Here is a 17,429-nt window from a genome sequence, read left to right as displayed (position 1 = left end):
TCCCTCCAATAGTATTTATCGTCCCGCTGCAACGGGTGGGAACTCCTAGACGAACAATTTCTCCTGCCAAGAACCCATTTTTATTGTGGTTATCAGCAACTTTTGCAGCCTCCTGCCAACACCAAAATCAAGAAAACAGCTATTGGGAGTATCTGATGTTTAATCCTAAACATGTCGCGATCGCGTGCACGTTGATGTCGGTAGGCACGCCCTGTGCGTTTGCTAGTGATCAATCCGACGCCAAGGGCTTTATTGAAGACAGTGACCTAAAATTGCTGTTGCGTAATGCCTACTTCAATCGCGACTACAAGAACCACACCAATGACGCCAAGGTATGGGGGCAGGGTTTTATTGGTACGTTCCAGTCCGGCTTTACCCAGGGAACAGTCGGTGTCGGCCTGGATGTTTATGGCTTGCTCGGTGTGAAGCTCGATAGCGGCCGCGGGCGCAATTACACGGCCTTTTTCGACGCCGACAGCGATGGTCACCCTGTCGATGACCTTTCGGAGGCAGGGGCAACACTGAAACTGCGCTTTTCCAATACCGTTTTGCGTTACGGCAACCAGTTCCCGTCCATGCCGGTGCTGGCATACGACGACTCGCGTCTGTTGCCCCAAGCATTTACCGGCACGCTTGTCACGAGCAAGGAAATCGAAGGGCTGGAATTGAATGCTGGGCGGTTCACCGCAGATAGCCCGATGGGCGATCCGGCACGGGACCCGAATCATCTCAAAAGTATTGATGTGATTGGTGGCACCTACAGCGTGACCGACGCCTTGAGTGTCGTGGCGTATCATTCCGACGTGAAGGACACCTACAAGAAGTACTATGGCAACGTAAACTATACAGTGCCGTTTTCCGATACCCAGGCGCTGAACCTCGACTTCAACATCTACCGCACAGACTATGACAATGGCTCGCAAGCCGCGTTGGATTTTGGTGGCGATGGCGTCAATGACACCAACACCATCTGGAGCCTGGCGGCCAAATACAGCGTCGGTGCGCATGCGTTCATCGTCGCCCATCAGCGTAACAGCGGCGATGCCGGCTATGCCTATGACTATGGCGACGGTGGTAGCGCCATTTATGTCGCCAACTCTTACTACTCAGACTTCAACCTGAAGGACGAGCAGTCCTGGCAACTGAGTTATGAGCTGGACTTCGCGGAGTTCGGTGTGCCAGGTCTTACGTACAAGACCGCTTACGTGCGCGGCAGCAACATCGATGCAGGGGGGGAGCAAGACGGCACGGAGCGTGAGTTCTTCAACCAGGTCAAATACGTGGTGCAGGACGGCTCATTCAAAGATCTGTCATTCAAGTTGCGAAACTCGATCTACCGGGCAGACCGCGATGTCGGCCCTAATCTGAATGAAGTCCGAGCCTTCATCGAATACCCTCTAGACATACTCTAAGCAATCGCGCGGTGTGACTGGACGATTCGTGGAGAGTGGCGCGGCGGCGTTGAGATTCAATTGCCGCCGCGACTGAGCCAGTGTCGCCGTCATGACTTTTAAATGGCTGAACTCTTTTCCCGTAGCACGTTTTTAATCAAATCCCCAACGGGCGCTAGAGTAGGGGGAGCGAAAAGTGCAGCAATTTGCATTACATCGGGGCCGACATTGCTCAATACGGTTCGCCACCGCTCATTCAGCGCGTTCAGAGCAAGTTCATATATTTCAAGACCCTCGTCACTAACTCCAAAAAAACCATTCGTCTGTCCGGTCGATCACGTCGACGTTGCACAAAGCCAAGTTTTTCAAGTTTCTCGACACTCAGGGATACTTTGGATGGCACGATATTTAGATGCCGTGCGCACTGGCCCGTAGTAATAGATCATAACCAAACACCATACTCACTATTCACAGAGCGAATACTTGAAATAAGCTTCTCTTATTGACTGAAGTTACTTTTAAATTTATAAATACTTACAGTTTCTATAGACGCTTTTTACGATCGCAAAACAAGTCAGAGAAGCATATGACCTCCAGGCCCGACCAGCCCAAACCTACCAAAGCGCGTAGCCGATCCTCCATCGGCGCTGTACGCAGCCCTCAGAGCACAGAAGCTATTCTTGAGGCCGCAGCGGCGCTCCTTGAGGAGCGTGGCTATCAAGCATTTACGATGGACGCGCTGGTAGAACGTGCCGGCTCTAGCAAGCCTACAATCTATCGCTGGTGGAAGAGCAAGAGCGCATTGCTCAGGGATGTCTATGAACGCACCGCCCTGACATTCGTGACCCAGCCGAACACCGGTGATCTGGAGAAAGACCTGATCCTTCACTTGCGCTCCCTCTGGCACTGGTGGCGGACATCAAGTGCGGGAGAGACATTGCGCAGTTTGATTGCCGAGATCCAGCACGAGCCGACAGCGCTTGAGGTGTTCAGGAAAGAGTTTCTGCCACGTCGCGAGCGCACGTTACGAAAGATCTTTGCCAGGGCAGTGGAGTCGGCGGACATCCAGGAGGGTCCAGCCGTCGATAGCGCCATCTCGATGCTGACCGGGATGTCCTGGCTTCACCTGGTCACGGCAAACCTCGAAAACCTGGATGACATCGACAGTGCCGTTGCCATCATCGTGAAGGGCTTGAGGTCTGGATAAACCGACAATACCGCTGCGGCGGTTTTTTAACGAGCATAACGACACTAACAGTGTTTATTAATATTTTCGGCGAAAGCCCCTGCTCTTACTTATTTTCACCGCATGCTTTAGAGAAATCGTTAATGAAAAGTCCATCGAATCAGGGCGCAAAGGACAGGCTGCCCTTCACGAAGCCAGGCAGGAACGCATCGTTAGCGATGGCGCTGGTGATGCTTTCTGGATGCACGTTCAGCGATCTGAAACCACAATCACGCATGTTGCAGCCTTCCGAGGTCAACGAGACGCTTGCCAATAGCCCAATCAAGCTCTCCGAGGCTTCGTGGCCGACCGACAACTGGTGGAGCAGTTTCAAGGATCCTCAACTTGATGCGTTGATAAGTGAAGCGCTCACCAACAGCCCTACCCTTCGTTCCGCCGCAGCGCGTGTCCACCAGGCCAGCGCACTCGAAGCGATACAGGGTGCGCAGTTGTTCCCTGATGTCAGCGCTTCGATGAGTGTTACCCGCGAGCGGTTCAGCTCCAATGGTACGACACCGGCGCCTGCCAAGGGCACATGGCAGAACGTCCACCAAGGGATTTTGAATGTCGGCTACGAATTGGATTTCTGGGGCAAGAACCGCTCTTCAGTTGAGGCGGCTGTGGGCAGGCGAAAGGCATTGGAAATCGACGAGCGCGCTGCCTGCCTCATACTCTCCTCCTCAATCGTACAAACCTATATCGCCTTGCAAAATGTCTATGAGCAAATCGACGTTGCACAGGCCCTGCTCAATCAGCAGGAGCAGATTGAGGAACTCACCAAAAAGCGTTTCGTCGCCGAGCTCGGTACGGAAATTGACATCAAGCAGTCACAGGCCGCATTGCCTTCCAGTAGAGCCAATATCGCAGCGCTCAAAGAGTCCATCGAATTCAATCAGAATAAACTCGCCTCACTGCTGGGCAAAGGGCCTGACCGTGGACGCACGATCACTCGACCTCACCTGCAAGCCAGCGACACGGTTGTGATGCCGTCGAATATCCCGGCTGAACTGATCGGTCATCGCCCGGATGTCGTGGCCCAACGCTGGCGAGTGGAGGCCTCCGGTCATGAGATTGATGTTGCCAAGGCACGCTTCTACCCGGACGTGAACTTGACTGCTTTCGTTGGTTTGCAAAGCTTGGCTTTCGACACGTTCAACGATCACGGCAGTCGCATTCTGGGAATCGCTCCGGCTATCAGCCTGCCCATTTTCGAAGGAGGCCGCTTGCGCGGCAACCTCGATGCGCAGGATGCGGCATACGATCTCGCTGTTGAAAACTACAACCAGACCGTCATCGACGCGCTGCGTGACATCGCCGATCAATTGTCTTCGCTTCGCTGGTTGAAGGAACGCCTGGCTCAACAGAGTGAGGCCGTGGTGACCGCAGAGGCCGCAGCGGATCTCGTTGACAAGCGCTATGCCGCGGGCCTGGCGACCTATCTGCAAGTCTTGGCGACACAGAACGCAACACTCGTTGAAAAACGCCAATTGGTCGACTTGCAGTCCAGAGCGCTTTCCTTGCAAGCCAACTTGAGCCGGGCTCTGGGTGGTGGGTACCGCCCGGAAATGCCCATGACCGCCAATGCAAACTCTACCGTAGCTGATAAATCATGACGTCCAATACTTCCCCCACGACTGAATCCGCAACTCGAAAAGGCCCCTTCTTGCCTCGACTTTTTTTGCTTCTCGTCATCGCGCTGTTAGCGGTGGCACTGGGAGGCTGGTACGTAGTGAAGCTGGGAACGGAGACCACCGACGATGCCTATGTCGACGGCAACATCGTTCAGGTGACTTCTCAGGTCAGCGGCACGGTGACGGTCATCAGTGTCGACAACACGGATCACGTCGACACTAATTCACCTCTTGTCACACTCAATGCCGTGGACGCGGAGATTCAATATGAGCGCGTGAAATCCAACCTGGCGCGGGCTGTTCGCCAGGCACGCACTCAGTATTATCAAGTGCAACAGTTGCAGGCTGAGGTTAACCAGCATCAGAACGACGTGCGCAAGGCACAGGACGATGTTCGCCGCCGCAACCAGCTTGCCTCCAGTGGGGCAGTTTCCCGTGAGGAGATCAGCCATGCCGAAGAAGTTCTCAAAAATGCTGTAGCGGGCCTGGAGGGTACCCGCCATGCCTTGGCCGTTCGCCTGGCTATGGTGGATAACACAACGCTTCGAACCCACCCTGACGTTCTCGTTGCAGCAAGCAATCTGCGAGACGCGTACATCTCGCTACACCGTACACAAGTCTACTCTCCCACCTCAGGCATAGTGACCAAACGTAGCGTGCAAGTCGGGCAACGGATCAGTCCGGGCGTGGCATTGATGTCGGTAGTACCCATGGATCAGGTTTGGGTGAACGCCAACTTCAAGGAATCTCAACTCGAACATTTGCGTATCGGGCAATCCGTTCATTTGAGTGCCGATGCTTACAGCCGCCATGTGGATTTCCATGGAACGGTTGTCGGGCTCGATGCTGGTACGGGAAGCGCGTTCTCTCTGATGCCGGCACAAAACGCTACAGGCAACTGGATCAAAGTCACCCAGCGTGTACCTGTGCGAATTGCACTGAAACCTGAAGAGGTTGCACGAAATCCGCTTCGCCTTGGGCTGTCCATGCGAGTTTCGGTGGACACCTCCGATACCAGCGGCCCTGTTCTTAACACTAAAACTCCGCCGCAACCTGCTTATAGCACCGACATTTTCAATAACGAGCTTAAAGATGCCAACGACATCGTCGAGCACGTGATCAGTGCTAACGCAGATCGTCCTGGCTCTAAAGATATAAATCTGTAACGGAGCCTGACCATGTACAGAAAGAATGCCGCCTTATTACTGGCAGTGGGACTGTTATGCGCGCTGGAGTATTTGCAGGCAGGCATGATTGCTTTCGCCTCGGCGCCTATCCGCGGGGAAATAGACGCCAGTCCCGAAGAGTTCACGCTTGTCGCGGCGCTGTATGCGTGCATCGCCGTCGTGGTGATTTCCAAGCAGCACTGGCTGGTCGAGCGGCTGGGTTGGCGCAACTTCATGCTGGGTTCCATCGGCATCTATGTAGTGGGCGCATTCGTGTGTGGTGTGGGGACTGATCTGAGCACCTTCACGGTCGGTCGCGTGATCATGGCATTGGGTGGCGCATCGTTCATGACATCCGCGCGGTTGATGGTCAATCTGCTCCCGCCCGGCCCTGGGCGCTTTGTCGGGGTCAAGGTGTTTGCCACAGGTCTGGCTGGCGGTACGGCTTCGGCGCCATTCCTCTCGTCACTGGTGGTGGTTGAAGATACCTGGCACGGCATTTTCGGGATATTGGCCGCAGGCGCTGTGATCGCAGCATTTCTGTGCACGCGTTTTCTGCCCAATACACTCGCTCCGGAAGATGAAAGAACGCCCTCCAGCCCGGCAAATATCCTGTTGTTATCGGTCAGCAGTTTTTTCCTCCTTTATATTCTCCAACGCTCTTATTACGACTTTTACAACGAGTCATTCATTCTCATCGCATTTGCGCTACTCGCTGCGCTGGGCATCTACATCTTTTTCCATACCGAACACGGCAAACATGCGCCTTTTCTCAAGGTTAGAGACCTGATGCAACACCGCTACATACTAGGGGTGGCCCTCTTCTGCTTCACCTACATAGTGCTGGGCGGCAACAACTACATCTTGCCGTACTTTCTGCAGACCGGGCTCGGCTACTCATGGGACACAATCGGTACGTTCCAGGCTTTCGGGTTGGCGGGAGCGCTGATCACCTGGGGCATCATGTCCGTTGTCATTCCTAAATTCCCCGCCCCGAAAAAGTTCTTCGTGGCCGGGTTCGCAGCGTTGCTCGGCTTTGGCTGGTTGTCCTCATCCCTCACGCCTGGCGCGAATATGTGGTCAAACATCTTGCCTACGCTGGTGCTTAACGGTTGTTTCGTGATGCTGGTACTCGCCACGGCGGCCATGCAGACATTTCGCGATGTGACACACCATGACACGCTGTTCGCCCACGCCTATCAGATCAAAAGCATGCTGGCGCAGATAGCCATGGCACTCGGCACAACCGTTGCGACCTTGTTCCTGCAATGGCGCACCACCGTGCAATACAACAACCTCAACGGTCACTTCAGCTCAGGTGATCCGCTCTATCTGGAACAGACTCAGATGCTGGCACAGGCACTCACACCTGCCGTTGGTGCGGGCCCTGCCAGTCAGATTTCGCTCGCGACACTTGCCCAATCCCTGCACGAACAATCAACCCTGGTCGCGAGCATGGAGTATTTCTGGGCAGTCTTCATTGTCGCCGGTATTGCGCTGGTCATTTCCGTGACACAGAAGACCTTCAAGTGAGGCCTGTTCCACCTATCAGCATGTATCACTGCCAATGCGCACACAGCCTGACCAGCTCATCGACCACATACCTGACCTTCGGTCGGAGGTGCGACACCTTTGGCCACACGGCATGCACATCGACAGCTTCGGGTTCATACCCTTGCAGAACCTCTACCAGCCTGCCCGCCTGAATATCGTCCTGGAACAGGCTGCGTGGCATCTGGCACAAACCTGTGCCGGCGACCGCTGCAAGAATCATGGCCTCCCCGTCGCCAATCTGATGGGTCGAAGGTGGTGCGTATCGTACGGTCTGTCCGGCCTGCATGACCCGCCAAGACAGCGGCTGGCCGCGTCGATGGCCGACAATGCAACGGTGCTGGCTGAGGTCTTCCAGGGTCTGCGGGACGCCGAAGCGCGTCAGATAGTCGGGGGCGGCACAAATGGCCCAGCGTTGCCTCGTCAGCCGACGGGCCACCAGACCGCTAGTGTCTTGCAGTTCTCCAAAGCGAACCAGCAAATCGATGCCCTCCTCGAAGGGATCAACCAAGTGGTCGGAGAACGTCAGGTTCAGTTGCAAGGCCGGGTATTTGTTGGCGATCTCGAACAGCAACGGGGCCACGACACGACGCCCGAACGCCACAGGAATGTCGACTCGCAGGCTTCCGGAAGGCTCACCACCACCGGGCCCCAACCCGCTCTCTGCAGCACCAATTTCTTCAAGGGCGCCAGAGCACGCCACAAAATAGGCCTCACCATCCGCAGTCAGGGAAATTCGACGCGTCGTGCGGTGAAACAACTGTGTGCCCAGGCGTTCTTCCAGACGTGCAATGGCTTTTCCCACGGCGGATTTGGACACCCCGAGACGCTCGGCAGCCTGGGTGAAGCTGGTCGAGCGCGCTGCCACGACGAATGTGATAACGCCTTGAAAAGAATCGATAGGTACCATGCCAGCTCGATGATTGTAGAGTTTTGATCTACCCAGATTATAGTTTTAGGTCATTTATCGCCAGCATACTCAACAGTAAGATGGGCTCCAGCAATGCAACGGTGCAAATCGTGATCCTACGTCGCGCACCTTTCTCCCAATCATCAATGCCCAGAAGGAGACCATCATGCCTGTCGTACGTGTGAGCTGGTTCGAAGGTAAAGAACACGCGCAAAAAGCCGCTGTTGCCGCAGACATCACCGAAAGTATCGTTAAACACACCGGTACCGATGCCAATTACATCTACGTCATTTTCGAGGACGTCGCCGCATCGGATTGGGCCGGCGCCGGCAAGCTTTTCGGTGAAGCACCCGCAAAGTCCTGACGCCCCCGATCTGCACCGCATGCATCGGCTAGACCTGCAATGCTGCCGTGCAGGTATTTGTTATAAATCTGCCGGAGAAAACCACCATGCATCCGCATATTTCCTGCCTGTTCTCTCTCGCGGTCAAACCCGCAGAGTTCGCTGAGTTCAAGGCACTGATCGCCACCATCGTTGCTGCCACCCGTGCTGAGCCGGGCACACTGGTTTACGAATACAGCGTCAATGAAGACAACAGCACCGTTCACATCCTTGAGCGTTATAACGTCGATGCCGTGGTGAGCCACGTAGACACCACGTTCGCGCCTTTCGGCCAGCGCTTCCTGGAGCTGTGCTCGATCAAAAGCCTGGTGGTCTACGGCACACCCGACGCGGAAATCCGCAAGCGCCTCGATCCCTTTGGCGCCGTATACATGACCCCATTCGATGGCTTCAGCCGCTGAATTCAATCAAGGCGCAGGCTCAGGAGCGACAGCCGTGTCCTGCGCATCGATATCCCACACAGAGACCACCATGTCCGTAATCGCCGAAGTTATTAAGTCCCGCATTTCCGCCAACAGCTACGACATTGAACGTTCATTAACGGACGCCCAGATTGCCGAACTGATTGACCTGGCTACCCACGCCCCTTCCGCCTTCAACCTGCAAAACTGGAAGTTTCTAGCCCTGCGCAGCACCGAAGCCAAAGCGCGCTTGTTGCCGTTGGCATTCGGACAGCAAAAGGTCATGGACGCCGCCGTGACATTTATTGTCTGCGGCACCCTGAACCCGCATGCAACCCTCCCTGCTGCATTGAAGCCGACACTGGATGCCGGGATCATTGACCAATCGATCTACGACATGTGGGTGGGTGCGGCTCAAGGCATGTACCAGGATAATCCTCAGCAGCAGCGCGACGAAGCAATTCGCTCTGGCTCGCTCGCCGCGATGACCCTGATGTTGGCCGCCAAGGGCCAGGGTTTAGTATCGACGCCGATGATCGGGTTCGATCAGGCTGCAGTCGCCAAAGAGTTTGGCCTGTCGGATGAAGATGTGCCCGTGATGTTAATCACCGTTGGCTACCCTGGCTTGGCCAACTGGCCACAGAAACCGCGTAAGGCCGTGAACGACGTTTTGCAGTTTGTTTAAGGTGCGGGCCCGTATGCCAGGTTTATCCGGGCATGCGGGCTCCTGTTAATTTCACCTGATGGGGGTTGAGGGGTTATCAGGCGTTGACGGGCACTCGGGACGCTCGGCCGACCCAAAAATTCACCGCTATGCACGCCAACAAAACTATCGCTGAGACAATCATTGCAGTAGATAACCCTCGGGAAAAAGCAGCAGGTTCGGTGCTGGTGATCATGGCCCCGAACACTGCCACACCGATCACGCCGCCCAACTGTCTGGCCGACGCCATCAGTCCCGACGCCATGCCGGCGTCATGCGAAGAAACCGACGACAGCATCGAGTTCGTAATCGAAGGCACAGACGATGCACTGCCAATACCCACTACCATCAGGGCAATATTCAGGTACCAAAGCGATGTCTCAGGGGTGACGCGCGCCAACGCCACAAAGCCGACTGCCTGAATCAGGAAACCTATAGTAATGATGCGCTGTGCGCTGACGCGCCTGGCGATCCGGGACGAGATCATCGTGGAAATAGTCAGCACTGCCGTGAGCGGTATGAACGCCAGCCCAGTTCTGAAAGCGTCGTAATGCAGGAACGACTGGAAGTAGATGCTGAATATGAACACAGTGCCGTAGAAGGTGAAATTGATGGCGGCACCTGCCAATGCAGTGGTTGCCAGAGTTCTGTTTCGGGCCAGTCGACTTGGCAGCATAGGGGCCTTTACGCGTCGCTCAATCAAGACGAATGCGACTGCGCAAAGTACGGCGATTGCCAGGGTCGATAGCGTTTCAGTTACCCAGCCTTGGGAACTGGATTCAGTCAGGGCGTAAGTCAGTGACGCCAGGCAAATACCGATGCTGACTTGCCCCGGAATGTCCACATTCTTATCGACCCTTGGAGAAGGTGGTGCATACCGCAAGATCAGTCCGATGGCAATCAGGCCGATTGGGACGTTGAGTAAAAAAACACTGCGCCAGCCGAGCGACTCGATCAGCAGGCCTCCTATGACCGGCCCCGCAGCCAAGGCAATACCTCCACAAGCACCCCACGTTGCCACGGCTGATCGCCTTTTGGCAGGATCCTCGAATGCCAGCCGTATCAATGTCAGGGAGGTAGGCACCAAAAAGGCTGCACCTACGCCTTGGACGATACGCATCCCTATTAGCATGCTCATGCTGTCGGATAGGCCGCAACCTATGGAGGCAATGGTGAAAAGTACAAACCCCGAGGCGAACACTTCTCTGGCACCGAATTTGTCACCCCACGCGCCTCCCATGATCAGCAGCGCCGAGAATGCAAGTGCATAGCTGTTGATGACCCATTGCAGGCCGGTCAGGTCTGTATCGAATGCGGTTTTTAACGCACCTAGACCGACGTTGACGACACTGACGTCCAGTTGAACGACAAGAAAACCAAGGCAAGCTGCGATATGGATCGCTGCCAGGGATGTAGTTTTGGGTGCGGTGGCGGACATGATGTGGGGTCGCGGTGTTATGTGAATGGCTAAACGGTAGCGCTTGACAAGCAATGCGTAAATACTATTATTCGCACACATTCAATGCATAAATGCATGGCATATGGACTGGGAAGATCTGCGTTTTTTTTTGGCAATTGCAACTGCAGGCAGCCTGTCGGGCGCTGCACGTAAGCTTAATGTTAATCAAGCCACAGTGAGCCGTCGGCTCGCCGCTTTGGAAGCTCAACTCAATGTACGCTTGGTAGATCGACTCCCGCGTGAGTCTCGCCTGACTGAAATAGGCCAGCAGATAATGCAGGACGTTTTGGATATTGAAGCAAAGGCTTTCGCCGTTGAGCGCAAGTGCTTGTCTTCCAGGTCGACTGTGCGGGCGAAGGTGACTATCACTGCCCCACCTATCCTGGCCAGGCATTTCCTGACACCCAATCTGGCTGAGCTGGCCAGAATGTCTCCGCTGGTGCAGCTTTCTATTCTCAGCGAGCCCCACTTCGCATCCCTGTCACGGCTTGAGGCAGACCTGGCATTGCGTCTTTCGCCGCCTATCGAAGATACCGACATCACCCGAAAGGTGGGTCTGATGCAGTTTGCGCTCTACGCGAAGGCTGGCTACGCGAATGCGCTGAATGAGGAAAAATGGGAATTCGTTGGTTATAACGATCGACAAGGTGACTTTGCCCACAAGCGCTGGCTATACGAATTAATCGGCTCGAGGCGGGTTGCCTGCGAGGTCACAGATTTAAGCCACCAATATGAGGCAGCCTGCACCGGGATCGGCGTTGCAGGATTGCCGTGCTTTATCGGGGACAGTGACGATCGTTTGGTAAGGCTAGACAGCCAACGTGCGATGCTGGACCTCGACATTTGGGTCGCCATGCACCCCGACCGCCGTAATGACAAGGTGGTACGCAAGACCACAGAGCTGATTTTGCAGTTATTGGAGCCCCTTGGCTTGGGCTTGCCCTCGAAAGGTTGAGCCTCGGCGGTCCCGGCTGAGGCTCGATCAGAGGTGGTACTTCGTCGTGGTGAATCCATAGGTGCCACGCCAGCTTTGGACGCCTGTCAGACGATATCGTCTACCACGCCACCGTCGACCCTCAACGAAGCGCCAGTGGTAGCCGATGCCTGCGTCGAGCAGACATAAACAATCATATTAGCCACTTCCTCCACGCTGGCAGCGCGCTGGATGATCGAGCTTGGGCGATGCTGCATGACAAACTCGGCGACCACCGACTCAAGGGATTTGCCGGTGCGTTCGACCTCGCCCTTCATCATGTCCGCGACGCCATCAGACAGCGTGGGCCCAGGCAGCACGCTATTGACGGTCACACCACTGCCCGCAACCCTTTTAGCCAAACCACGGGCCAGTGCCAATTGGGCTGTCTTGGAAACGCCGTAGTGAATCATGTCCGCCGGAATGTTTCGTGCAGACTCAGACGCAACGAACACTACCCGCCCCCATCCGCGGTCAACCATGGCAGGCAGCAGCGCACGGCTCAAGCGAACGCCCGACATCACGTTGGTATGCCAGTAGTTGTCCCACACGTCATCACCGGCTTCGAAGAAATCCTGCGGCTCATAAATGCCGGCGTTGTTCACCAAAATGTCGATATCACTGACACCGGCCAATAAGGTCGCAACGCCTGGCGCGGTGCTCAGGTCTGCGGCCACGCCACTGACACTGGCACCGGGCACTTCAGCCAGCAGACGGGTAACCGCTGCGTTCACAGAGCCTTCACTGCGACCATTGACGACGACTGCGGCGCCTGCCTCGGCAAGCCCCTTGGCCACCGCAAAACCAATGCCGCCTGTAGAGGCGGTAACCAGTGCACGTTTCGTCTTCAGTTGGATATTCATCATTTCTCCGTCAAGAATGTACGGGCATGTATTCCCGCCATCAGTTCCTACCGTTACGTAGAAAACAAAGCGGCCACTGTATGGCTTAACCGCTCCTGGAAAAATGTCGATTCAGGTTGGTCATCTACAACAGCCTGTTTCAAAAGAGCTCAGTCTCAACGAAATCCGCACCGAAATTCTGCGTGGCGAAGTCGAGAAAACTGCGCAATTTCGGGGTGAGCCGGCGGTCAGGCGCGTACAGCACGTGCAGGGGGCGACTGGGTGGCGGGTAATCTGGCAGCAGCGTGACGAGCTCCCCGGCGAGCAGTGATTTACGTACCAGCTCCACCGGTTGAAGCAGTATCCCCAACCCGGCCAGCGCGGCACACAGCAGCGGTTCGCCGTGATCGGCCATGAATCGACTGCCTACTGGGACAACGACTGTTCCTTCAGGCCCATCGAATGTCCAGTGCGTGCGCAGCTCGGTGTGGGAAAACCCCAGGCACTCATGATTCTGCAGATCCCACGGAGTTTCAATCGCAGGCTTGCCTTCGAGGTAAGACGGCGCAGCGCACAACACTAGCCTGTAGGGCGCCAGTGCCTTGGCGACCAATCCACTGTCGGCCAGTACACCGACTCTGAAAACCACATCAAAGCCCTCATCGATAAGATCAACAGCACTATTGGCCAAGCTCAGCTCGACGCTCACCTGCGGGTTGGCCTCCATAAACGCCGGTAGGCATGGCGCAAGGGACTGCATGCCGAAACTGACGGGCGCATTGATGCGTAGCCGTCCGCTTGGGGCAGCCTGGGTAAGGGCTGCCAGGTTTTCGGCGGTTTCAACTTCGGCCAGGATGAATTTTGAACGCTCGTAAAACTCGCGCCCGAAGTCGGTGAGGCTTTGTCTGCGCGTGGTGCGATTGAGTAAGCGCACGCCTAGGTGCTGCTCCAGGTGATGCACATGCTTGCCGATCAATTGCGCCGACATCTGCAACGCATCACCAGCGGCACTGAAAGACCCCATTTCCACAGCTTTGACAAATGCCGCCATACTGCTCAGACGATCCATTACCAATGATCCGTTTCGAATGTTCAGGCATTTTGAGTATTTATCCTCTAACTGTCCAAGGTCTATCTTCGGTTGGCAGCGAGTTGATGGAATCGGGTGCGGCCAACTGACAGCCGGCGCCGGAAATCGTCGCTTGAACGTTATTTGAACCGACACAGGATTGAACCGTGAAGTACCCCCTGATCAATCAATCACTCCCGGCTATGCTCGGCGAAGACTTTTACTTTCCCCACGAAATCATTGGCCAGGCATTCCGCATCTCGGATTTTCCCGACCTTAAAGTCAGCAGCTTCACCACCAGTGACCGTGTAAATCTGGCGTACTGGGAAGCGGGTGCAGGGCAGCCATTGATTTTTATCCCGGGCTGGTCGGCCAACGGTGCGATGTATTTCCACCTCATGCACATCCTCAGCAATCACTATCACGTCTACGTGTTGGATGTTCGCAACCAGGGATTCTCCGAGAAAACGGCGTCGGGCAATCGCATTTCCCGTTATGCCATGGACGTAAAAGAGTTTGCCGAACATCTGGGCGTGCCCGACGCGCATTACTGCGGGTGGTCGATGGGTGCCTCGGTCATGTGGGCCTACATTGATCTGTTCGGTACACAAGGTATTCGCACCTTGAGCATCATCGACCAGGCACCTTCGATTTATTGTCACGCTGATTGGACGGAACAACAGCGACTGGATGCCGGCGCGTTCACCACCTCGCCGGAACGCATGATCGATTCCTACGTGAACATGACACCGACCAACCAATTGATTTCAGGAAGTCGGGTTGTCGAGCGCGCGGTGGCGCTCGACTCACACTACTTCCACAATGCAATCAGCCTGGTCCAGGCGGCCATAAAGGATGACATGGCGTTTACCGGGTTAGTGCTTTTCGATCACGTCACCAACGACTGGCGAGATGTCATCCAAACCAAGATCGATGTACCGACTGCGATTTTTACCGGGGAATACAGTGACTGGCTGGACAGTCAGAAGTGGATGAACTCAGTGATCAGTGACTCGTTACTGTTTGTGTACGACAAAACTGAACAGGGCGACCACTTTCTGGCGTTCAAGAACCCGCAGAAATTCGCCGCTGACCTGCACAACTTTTTGCAACGATCCTGATGCGTGCGGCTAAAAGCGCTAACGCTCCCATTCGGGATGGGCAAAACGTTCAGTCAGGAAGCTGATCAGCGCCCGCACCTTGCTCGCCAGGTGCTTGCGAGTGGGATAAACCACGTAGATGCCCAACTCGATGGAGCGGTATTCAGGCAGGATTTCCACCAGGGCTCCGCTGCGTAAATCCTCTCCGACCATAAAGCTCGGCTGTAGGGCAATGCCGCCGCCGGCAAGGGCGATACTGCGGCACGTATCGCCATTGTTGCAGCGCACGCTCGAGCGGGTGCGCACGCTGACGCGACCGTCAGGCCCGTCGAACAGCCATTCATTGCCAGTCGCAAAGTTGGTATAGGCAATGACGCGATGTTCAGCCAGGTCCGCCAGGGTGCGGAGCGACGGATGACTTGCCAGATAATCGGGGGATGCACACAGGCACATACGCGTGCCAGCCAGCCGCCGCCCCACCAGGGATGAATTCTCCATGCGCGCAATGCGTATCGCTGCGTCGAAGCCCTCATCCACCAAGTCCACCAAACGGTCATTCAAGCTGATATCCAACTCCACATTCGGGTGGGCGTTCATGAACGCTCCCCACAGCGGCGCAAGGTGCAGAACGCCGAAACTGACCGGCGCATTTACTCTTAAAACACCACTGGGTTCCGGCGCTGCGGACGATACAGCCTCCTCTGCCTGATCCATCAGGGCCAGTACCTCTCGTGCCTGATGGTAGAACTGCCGACCCTCCTCGGTCAGCGAAAGCTTGCGTGTGGTGCGATGCAGCAGCCGCGCGCCCAAACGTTCCTCAAGGGCACTCACATACCGCGAGATAGCGGCCTTGGACATTTCGAGCGGTTCGGCCGCGCCTACAAAAGTACCTTTATCGACCACCGTGCAGAACACCTGCATCTCCAACGCTCTGTCCATGACTGTCTCACTTATTGGAACTATCCATCACATTCGGCCTTATCTATCTCAGATTCACAACCTATAAACTGATCCCGTCGAAACAAGCACCAACGTGGCACATCCACCCTGTCTGCCTTAACAAGTAACTCCTTCGGAGCATTCCATCATGAACACCCCGTTCCCCCTGCTGTTTGTGTCTCATGGTGCTCCAATGTTCGCCATCGAGCCTGGCCTGGCGGGTCCCCGCCTGGCTCAGGTCGGTCGCGAGCTGCCGCGACCTGACGCCATCGTCGTCCTCTCGCCGCATTGGATGACACGAGGCGAAGTCGTTGTCACGGCGAGCACCGCTCCTGCGACCATCCATGATTTTGGAGGGTTTCCCGACGCACTGTATCAACTGAGCTATCCCGCACCGGGCGCGCCCGCCCTGGCTGGGCATATCGTAGACCTGTTGCAGGCAGCCGGCTGGAAGTCACGACTGGACGCTCAACGCGGCCTGGACCATGGCGCCTGGGTACCGCTGTTGTACCTGGCACCCGAGGCGGATATCCCGGTGGTCCAGGTATCCATGCCATCCAGTCTTGACACCCATCAGGCCTGGAAGCTGGGCGATGCACTCAAGCCGCTACGGGATATGAATGTATTGATCGTCGCGTCAGGCAGCCTGACTCACAACTTGTACGAGTTCCGCGGAGCCACCCGCGAGAGCGCCGCCTATGTCGACGCGTTCGCCGCGTGGACCGCTAAAACCCTGCAAGACGGTAACACCGAGCAATTGCTGGACTTCAAGCACTATGCGCCGTCGGCTGAGCGGGCTCACCCCACCGATGAACACTTTCTGCCCTTGCTGATCGCTCTGGGCGCAGCCGGGGAAGGCTACGAGACGCAGGTATTGGAGGGCGGCGTGACCTACGGCGTGCTGGCAATGGACAGCTACTTGTTCTCCTCGGCCCCGTCCAATGGACACGGACCTATTCAACTGACTCAAGGCACTATCGACCATGCGTGACACTACATTTTCCGATGCAGCCCGCGAACCACAAACCGGTCTGTTTTTCCGCAAAGGCTGCAGCACCTTCACCCCCCAAGGCCGCCTGATCCTGCTGCATGGTGTGGGCTCGAACGAGGGCAATCTTGCTGCCTTGGCCGAATCGCTTCCTGAAGAGTTGGAAGTCATTCTGGTCCGCGCACCCTTGCAGGTTGGCCCGCAAGGCTTTGCCTGGTATCAGGTGAACTTCACCAGCAACGGGCCGTCCTTCAACCACGAACAGGCGGAATCCAGCCGCCAGCTGTTGCAGCGCTTTATCGAAGCGCTGCCCGCCCTGCCGACCGTGATCGCAGGTTTCAGCCAGGGCGGCATCATGAGTGCGAGCCTGGGCGTCACCGAGCCGGAGCTGGTGACGGGCTTTGCAATATTGAGCGGCCGCATGCTGCGCGAGATTGCCCCAAGGATTGCTTCAGCCGATCGCCTCAAATCGGTCACGGCCTTCATCGCCCACGGTCACCAGGACGCCGTCCTGCCGGTGGACTGGGCGAACGAGGCAGATGCCTGGCTGGATCGCATCGGCGTCAAGCACGAAACCCATTTCTACAACATGGCCCACGAGATTATCGGTGACGAACTGGCCGACTTTTCTCAATGGCTGAGCCACACGCTGTCCCTTCCCAACTAAAATAAAAGGAG

General features: G+C 56.0%; 18 protein-coding genes. 12 read left to right on the top strand and 6 right to left on the bottom strand.

Going from position 1 to position 17,429, the window contains the following annotated elements; genetic code table 11:
• Positions 1-155 precede the first annotated feature (155 nt).
• Positions 156-1,412, top strand: coding sequence for an OprD family porin (locus ACA041_RS16075; protein WP_497433601.1), 1,257 nt, complete (start codon positions 156-158; stop codon positions 1,410-1,412).
• Between the two features lie 244 nt (positions 1,413-1,656).
• Here the strand turns inward: ACA041_RS16075 and ACA041_RS16070 are convergent, their stop codons facing one another.
• Positions 1,657-1,830 (bottom strand): MarR family transcriptional regulator, encoded by a 174-nt coding sequence (locus ACA041_RS16070; RefSeq protein WP_497442088.1) that lies wholly within the window; start codon positions 1,828-1,830, stop codon positions 1,657-1,659.
• Between the two features lie 147 nt (positions 1,831-1,977).
• Here ACA041_RS16070 and ACA041_RS16065 point away from each other — a divergent pair, with 147 nt between their 5' ends.
• The 4 genes from ACA041_RS16065 to ACA041_RS16050 all read left to right on the top strand — a co-directional run bounded on the left by ACA041_RS16065 (position 1,978) and on the right by ACA041_RS16050 (position 6,946).
• On the top strand, positions 1,978-2,598 hold the full coding sequence (locus tag ACA041_RS16065) for a TetR/AcrR family transcriptional regulator (RefSeq protein ID WP_497433597.1): 621 nt from the start codon (positions 1,978-1,980) through the stop codon (positions 2,596-2,598).
• A gap of 122 nt (positions 2,599-2,720) precedes the next feature.
• Complete coding sequence (locus ACA041_RS16060; RefSeq protein ID WP_497442087.1) at positions 2,721-4,229, top strand: efflux transporter outer membrane subunit; 1,509 nt, start codon at positions 2,721-2,723, stop codon at positions 4,227-4,229.
• Positions 4,226-5,413 (top strand): HlyD family secretion protein, encoded by a 1,188-nt coding sequence (locus ACA041_RS16055; RefSeq protein WP_497433595.1) that lies wholly within the window; start codon positions 4,226-4,228, stop codon positions 5,411-5,413. The genes ACA041_RS16060 and ACA041_RS16055 overlap by 4 nt, the downstream gene beginning before the upstream one ends.
• A 12-nt stretch (positions 5,414-5,425) precedes the next feature.
• On the top strand, positions 5,426-6,946 hold the full coding sequence (locus tag ACA041_RS16050; RefSeq protein ID WP_497433591.1) for an MFS transporter: 1,521 nt from the start codon (positions 5,426-5,428) through the stop codon (positions 6,944-6,946).
• A 25-nt stretch (positions 6,947-6,971) separates the two neighbouring features.
• Here ACA041_RS16050 and ACA041_RS16045 read toward each other — a convergent pair whose 3' ends face one another.
• The gene (locus ACA041_RS16045; protein ID WP_497433587.1) at positions 6,972-7,874 is read right to left on the bottom strand and encodes a LysR family transcriptional regulator; all 903 of its coding nucleotides are present in this window, start codon (positions 7,872-7,874) and stop codon (positions 6,972-6,974) included.
• A 166-nt stretch (positions 7,875-8,040) separates the two neighbouring features.
• On the opposite strand from ACA041_RS16045, the gene ACA041_RS16040 reads away from it, so the two are divergent.
• The 3 genes from ACA041_RS16040 (at position 8,041) to ACA041_RS16030 (ending at position 9,363) form a co-directional block, all read left to right on the top strand.
• Positions 8,041-8,238 carry a tautomerase family protein gene (locus ACA041_RS16040; protein ID WP_045058447.1) on the top strand — a complete coding sequence of 66 codons (198 nt, stop codon included), beginning with the start codon at positions 8,041-8,043 and terminating at the stop codon, positions 8,236-8,238.
• Positions 8,239-8,324: 86 nt separating this feature from the next.
• The gene (locus tag ACA041_RS16035; RefSeq protein ID WP_168187357.1) at positions 8,325-8,678 is read left to right on the top strand and encodes a putative quinol monooxygenase; all 354 of its coding nucleotides are present in this window, start codon (positions 8,325-8,327) and stop codon (positions 8,676-8,678) included.
• A 70-nt stretch (positions 8,679-8,748) separates the two neighbouring features.
• Positions 8,749-9,363, top strand: a complete 615-nt coding sequence (locus ACA041_RS16030) for a nitroreductase family protein (RefSeq protein ID WP_497433583.1) — start codon at positions 8,749-8,751, stop codon at positions 9,361-9,363.
• A gap of 76 nt (positions 9,364-9,439) precedes the next feature.
• On the opposite strand, the gene ACA041_RS16025 is transcribed toward ACA041_RS16030, so the two are convergent.
• Positions 9,440-10,819, bottom strand: coding sequence for an MFS transporter (locus ACA041_RS16025; protein WP_497433580.1), 1,380 nt, complete (start codon positions 10,817-10,819; stop codon positions 9,440-9,442).
• Positions 10,820-10,922: 103 nt separating this feature from the next.
• Between ACA041_RS16025 and ACA041_RS16020 the strand changes: the two genes are divergently transcribed.
• Positions 10,923-11,795 carry a LysR family transcriptional regulator gene (locus ACA041_RS16020; RefSeq protein WP_497433576.1) on the top strand — a complete coding sequence of 291 codons (873 nt, stop codon included), beginning with the start codon at positions 10,923-10,925 and terminating at the stop codon, positions 11,793-11,795.
• Positions 11,796-11,881: 86 nt separating this feature from the next.
• Here ACA041_RS16020 and ACA041_RS16015 read toward each other — a convergent pair whose 3' ends face one another.
• Positions 11,882-12,676 (bottom strand): SDR family NAD(P)-dependent oxidoreductase, encoded by a 795-nt coding sequence (locus ACA041_RS16015; RefSeq protein ID WP_497442086.1) that lies wholly within the window; start codon positions 12,674-12,676, stop codon positions 11,882-11,884.
• Between the two features lie 139 nt (positions 12,677-12,815).
• Positions 12,816-13,724, bottom strand: a complete 909-nt coding sequence (locus ACA041_RS16010) for a LysR family transcriptional regulator (protein WP_497433573.1) — start codon at positions 13,722-13,724, stop codon at positions 12,816-12,818.
• A 167-nt stretch (positions 13,725-13,891) separates the two neighbouring features.
• Here ACA041_RS16010 and ACA041_RS16005 point away from each other — a divergent pair, with 167 nt between their 5' ends.
• Positions 13,892-14,845, top strand: a complete 954-nt coding sequence (locus tag ACA041_RS16005; protein ID WP_497433568.1) for an alpha/beta fold hydrolase — start codon at positions 13,892-13,894, stop codon at positions 14,843-14,845.
• 18 nt (positions 14,846-14,863) lie between these two features.
• Here the strand turns inward: ACA041_RS16005 and ACA041_RS16000 are convergent, their stop codons facing one another.
• Positions 14,864-15,763, bottom strand: coding sequence for a LysR family transcriptional regulator (locus ACA041_RS16000; protein WP_497433565.1), 900 nt, complete (start codon positions 15,761-15,763; stop codon positions 14,864-14,866).
• A gap of 148 nt (positions 15,764-15,911) precedes the next feature.
• Between ACA041_RS16000 and ACA041_RS15995 the strand changes: the two genes are divergently transcribed.
• Both ACA041_RS15995 and ACA041_RS15990 read left to right on the top strand, forming a co-directional pair.
• Complete coding sequence (locus ACA041_RS15995; protein ID WP_497433563.1) at positions 15,912-16,754, top strand: DODA-type extradiol aromatic ring-opening family dioxygenase; 843 nt, start codon at positions 15,912-15,914, stop codon at positions 16,752-16,754.
• Positions 16,747-17,418 (top strand): alpha/beta hydrolase, encoded by a 672-nt coding sequence (locus ACA041_RS15990; protein ID WP_497433558.1) that lies wholly within the window; start codon positions 16,747-16,749, stop codon positions 17,416-17,418. Before ACA041_RS15995 ends, ACA041_RS15990 begins: the two co-directional genes overlap by 8 nt.
• The last annotated feature ends 11 nt before the right edge of the window (positions 17,419-17,429 follow it).

The sequence above is a fragment of the Pseudomonas sp. LBUM1676 genome, from assembly GCF_059695605.1.
This window is presented reverse-complemented; position numbering and strand designations above follow the sequence as displayed.

Excerpts from the sequence above, each read along its gene's own strand:
- ACA041_RS16075 (WP_497433601.1), top strand. The coding sequence starts at position 156 with ATGTTTAATCCTAAACATGTCGCGATCGCGTGCACGTTGATGTCGGTA.
- ACA041_RS16065 (WP_497433597.1), top strand. The coding sequence starts at position 1,978 with ATGACCTCCAGGCCCGACCAGCCCAAACCTACCAAAGCGCGTAGCCGA.
- ACA041_RS16060 (WP_497442087.1), top strand. The coding sequence starts at position 2,721 with ATGAAAAGTCCATCGAATCAGGGCGCAAAGGACAGGCTGCCCTTCACG.
- ACA041_RS16055 (WP_497433595.1), top strand. The coding sequence starts at position 4,226 with ATGACGTCCAATACTTCCCCCACGACTGAATCCGCAACTCGAAAAGGC.
- ACA041_RS16050 (WP_497433591.1), top strand. The coding sequence starts at position 5,426 with ATGTACAGAAAGAATGCCGCCTTATTACTGGCAGTGGGACTGTTATGC.
- ACA041_RS16045 (WP_497433587.1), bottom strand. The coding sequence starts at position 7,874 with ATGGTACCTATCGATTCTTTTCAAGGCGTTATCACATTCGTCGTGGCA.
- ACA041_RS16040 (WP_045058447.1), top strand. The coding sequence starts at position 8,041 with ATGCCTGTCGTACGTGTGAGCTGGTTCGAAGGTAAAGAACACGCGCAA.
- ACA041_RS16035 (WP_168187357.1), top strand. The coding sequence starts at position 8,325 with ATGCATCCGCATATTTCCTGCCTGTTCTCTCTCGCGGTCAAACCCGCA.
- ACA041_RS16030 (WP_497433583.1), top strand. The coding sequence starts at position 8,749 with ATGTCCGTAATCGCCGAAGTTATTAAGTCCCGCATTTCCGCCAACAGC.
- ACA041_RS16025 (WP_497433580.1), bottom strand. The coding sequence starts at position 10,819 with ATGTCCGCCACCGCACCCAAAACTACATCCCTGGCAGCGATCCATATC.
- ACA041_RS16020 (WP_497433576.1), top strand. The coding sequence starts at position 10,923 with ATGGACTGGGAAGATCTGCGTTTTTTTTTGGCAATTGCAACTGCAGGC.
- ACA041_RS16015 (WP_497442086.1), bottom strand. The coding sequence starts at position 12,676 with ATGAATATCCAACTGAAGACGAAACGTGCACTGGTTACCGCCTCTACA.
- ACA041_RS16010 (WP_497433573.1), bottom strand. The coding sequence starts at position 13,724 with ATGGATCGTCTGAGCAGTATGGCGGCATTTGTCAAAGCTGTGGAAATG.
- ACA041_RS16000 (WP_497433565.1), bottom strand. The coding sequence starts at position 15,763 with ATGGACAGAGCGTTGGAGATGCAGGTGTTCTGCACGGTGGTCGATAAA.
- ACA041_RS15995 (WP_497433563.1), top strand. The coding sequence starts at position 15,912 with ATGAACACCCCGTTCCCCCTGCTGTTTGTGTCTCATGGTGCTCCAATG.
- ACA041_RS15990 (WP_497433558.1), top strand. The coding sequence starts at position 16,747 with ATGCGTGACACTACATTTTCCGATGCAGCCCGCGAACCACAAACCGGT.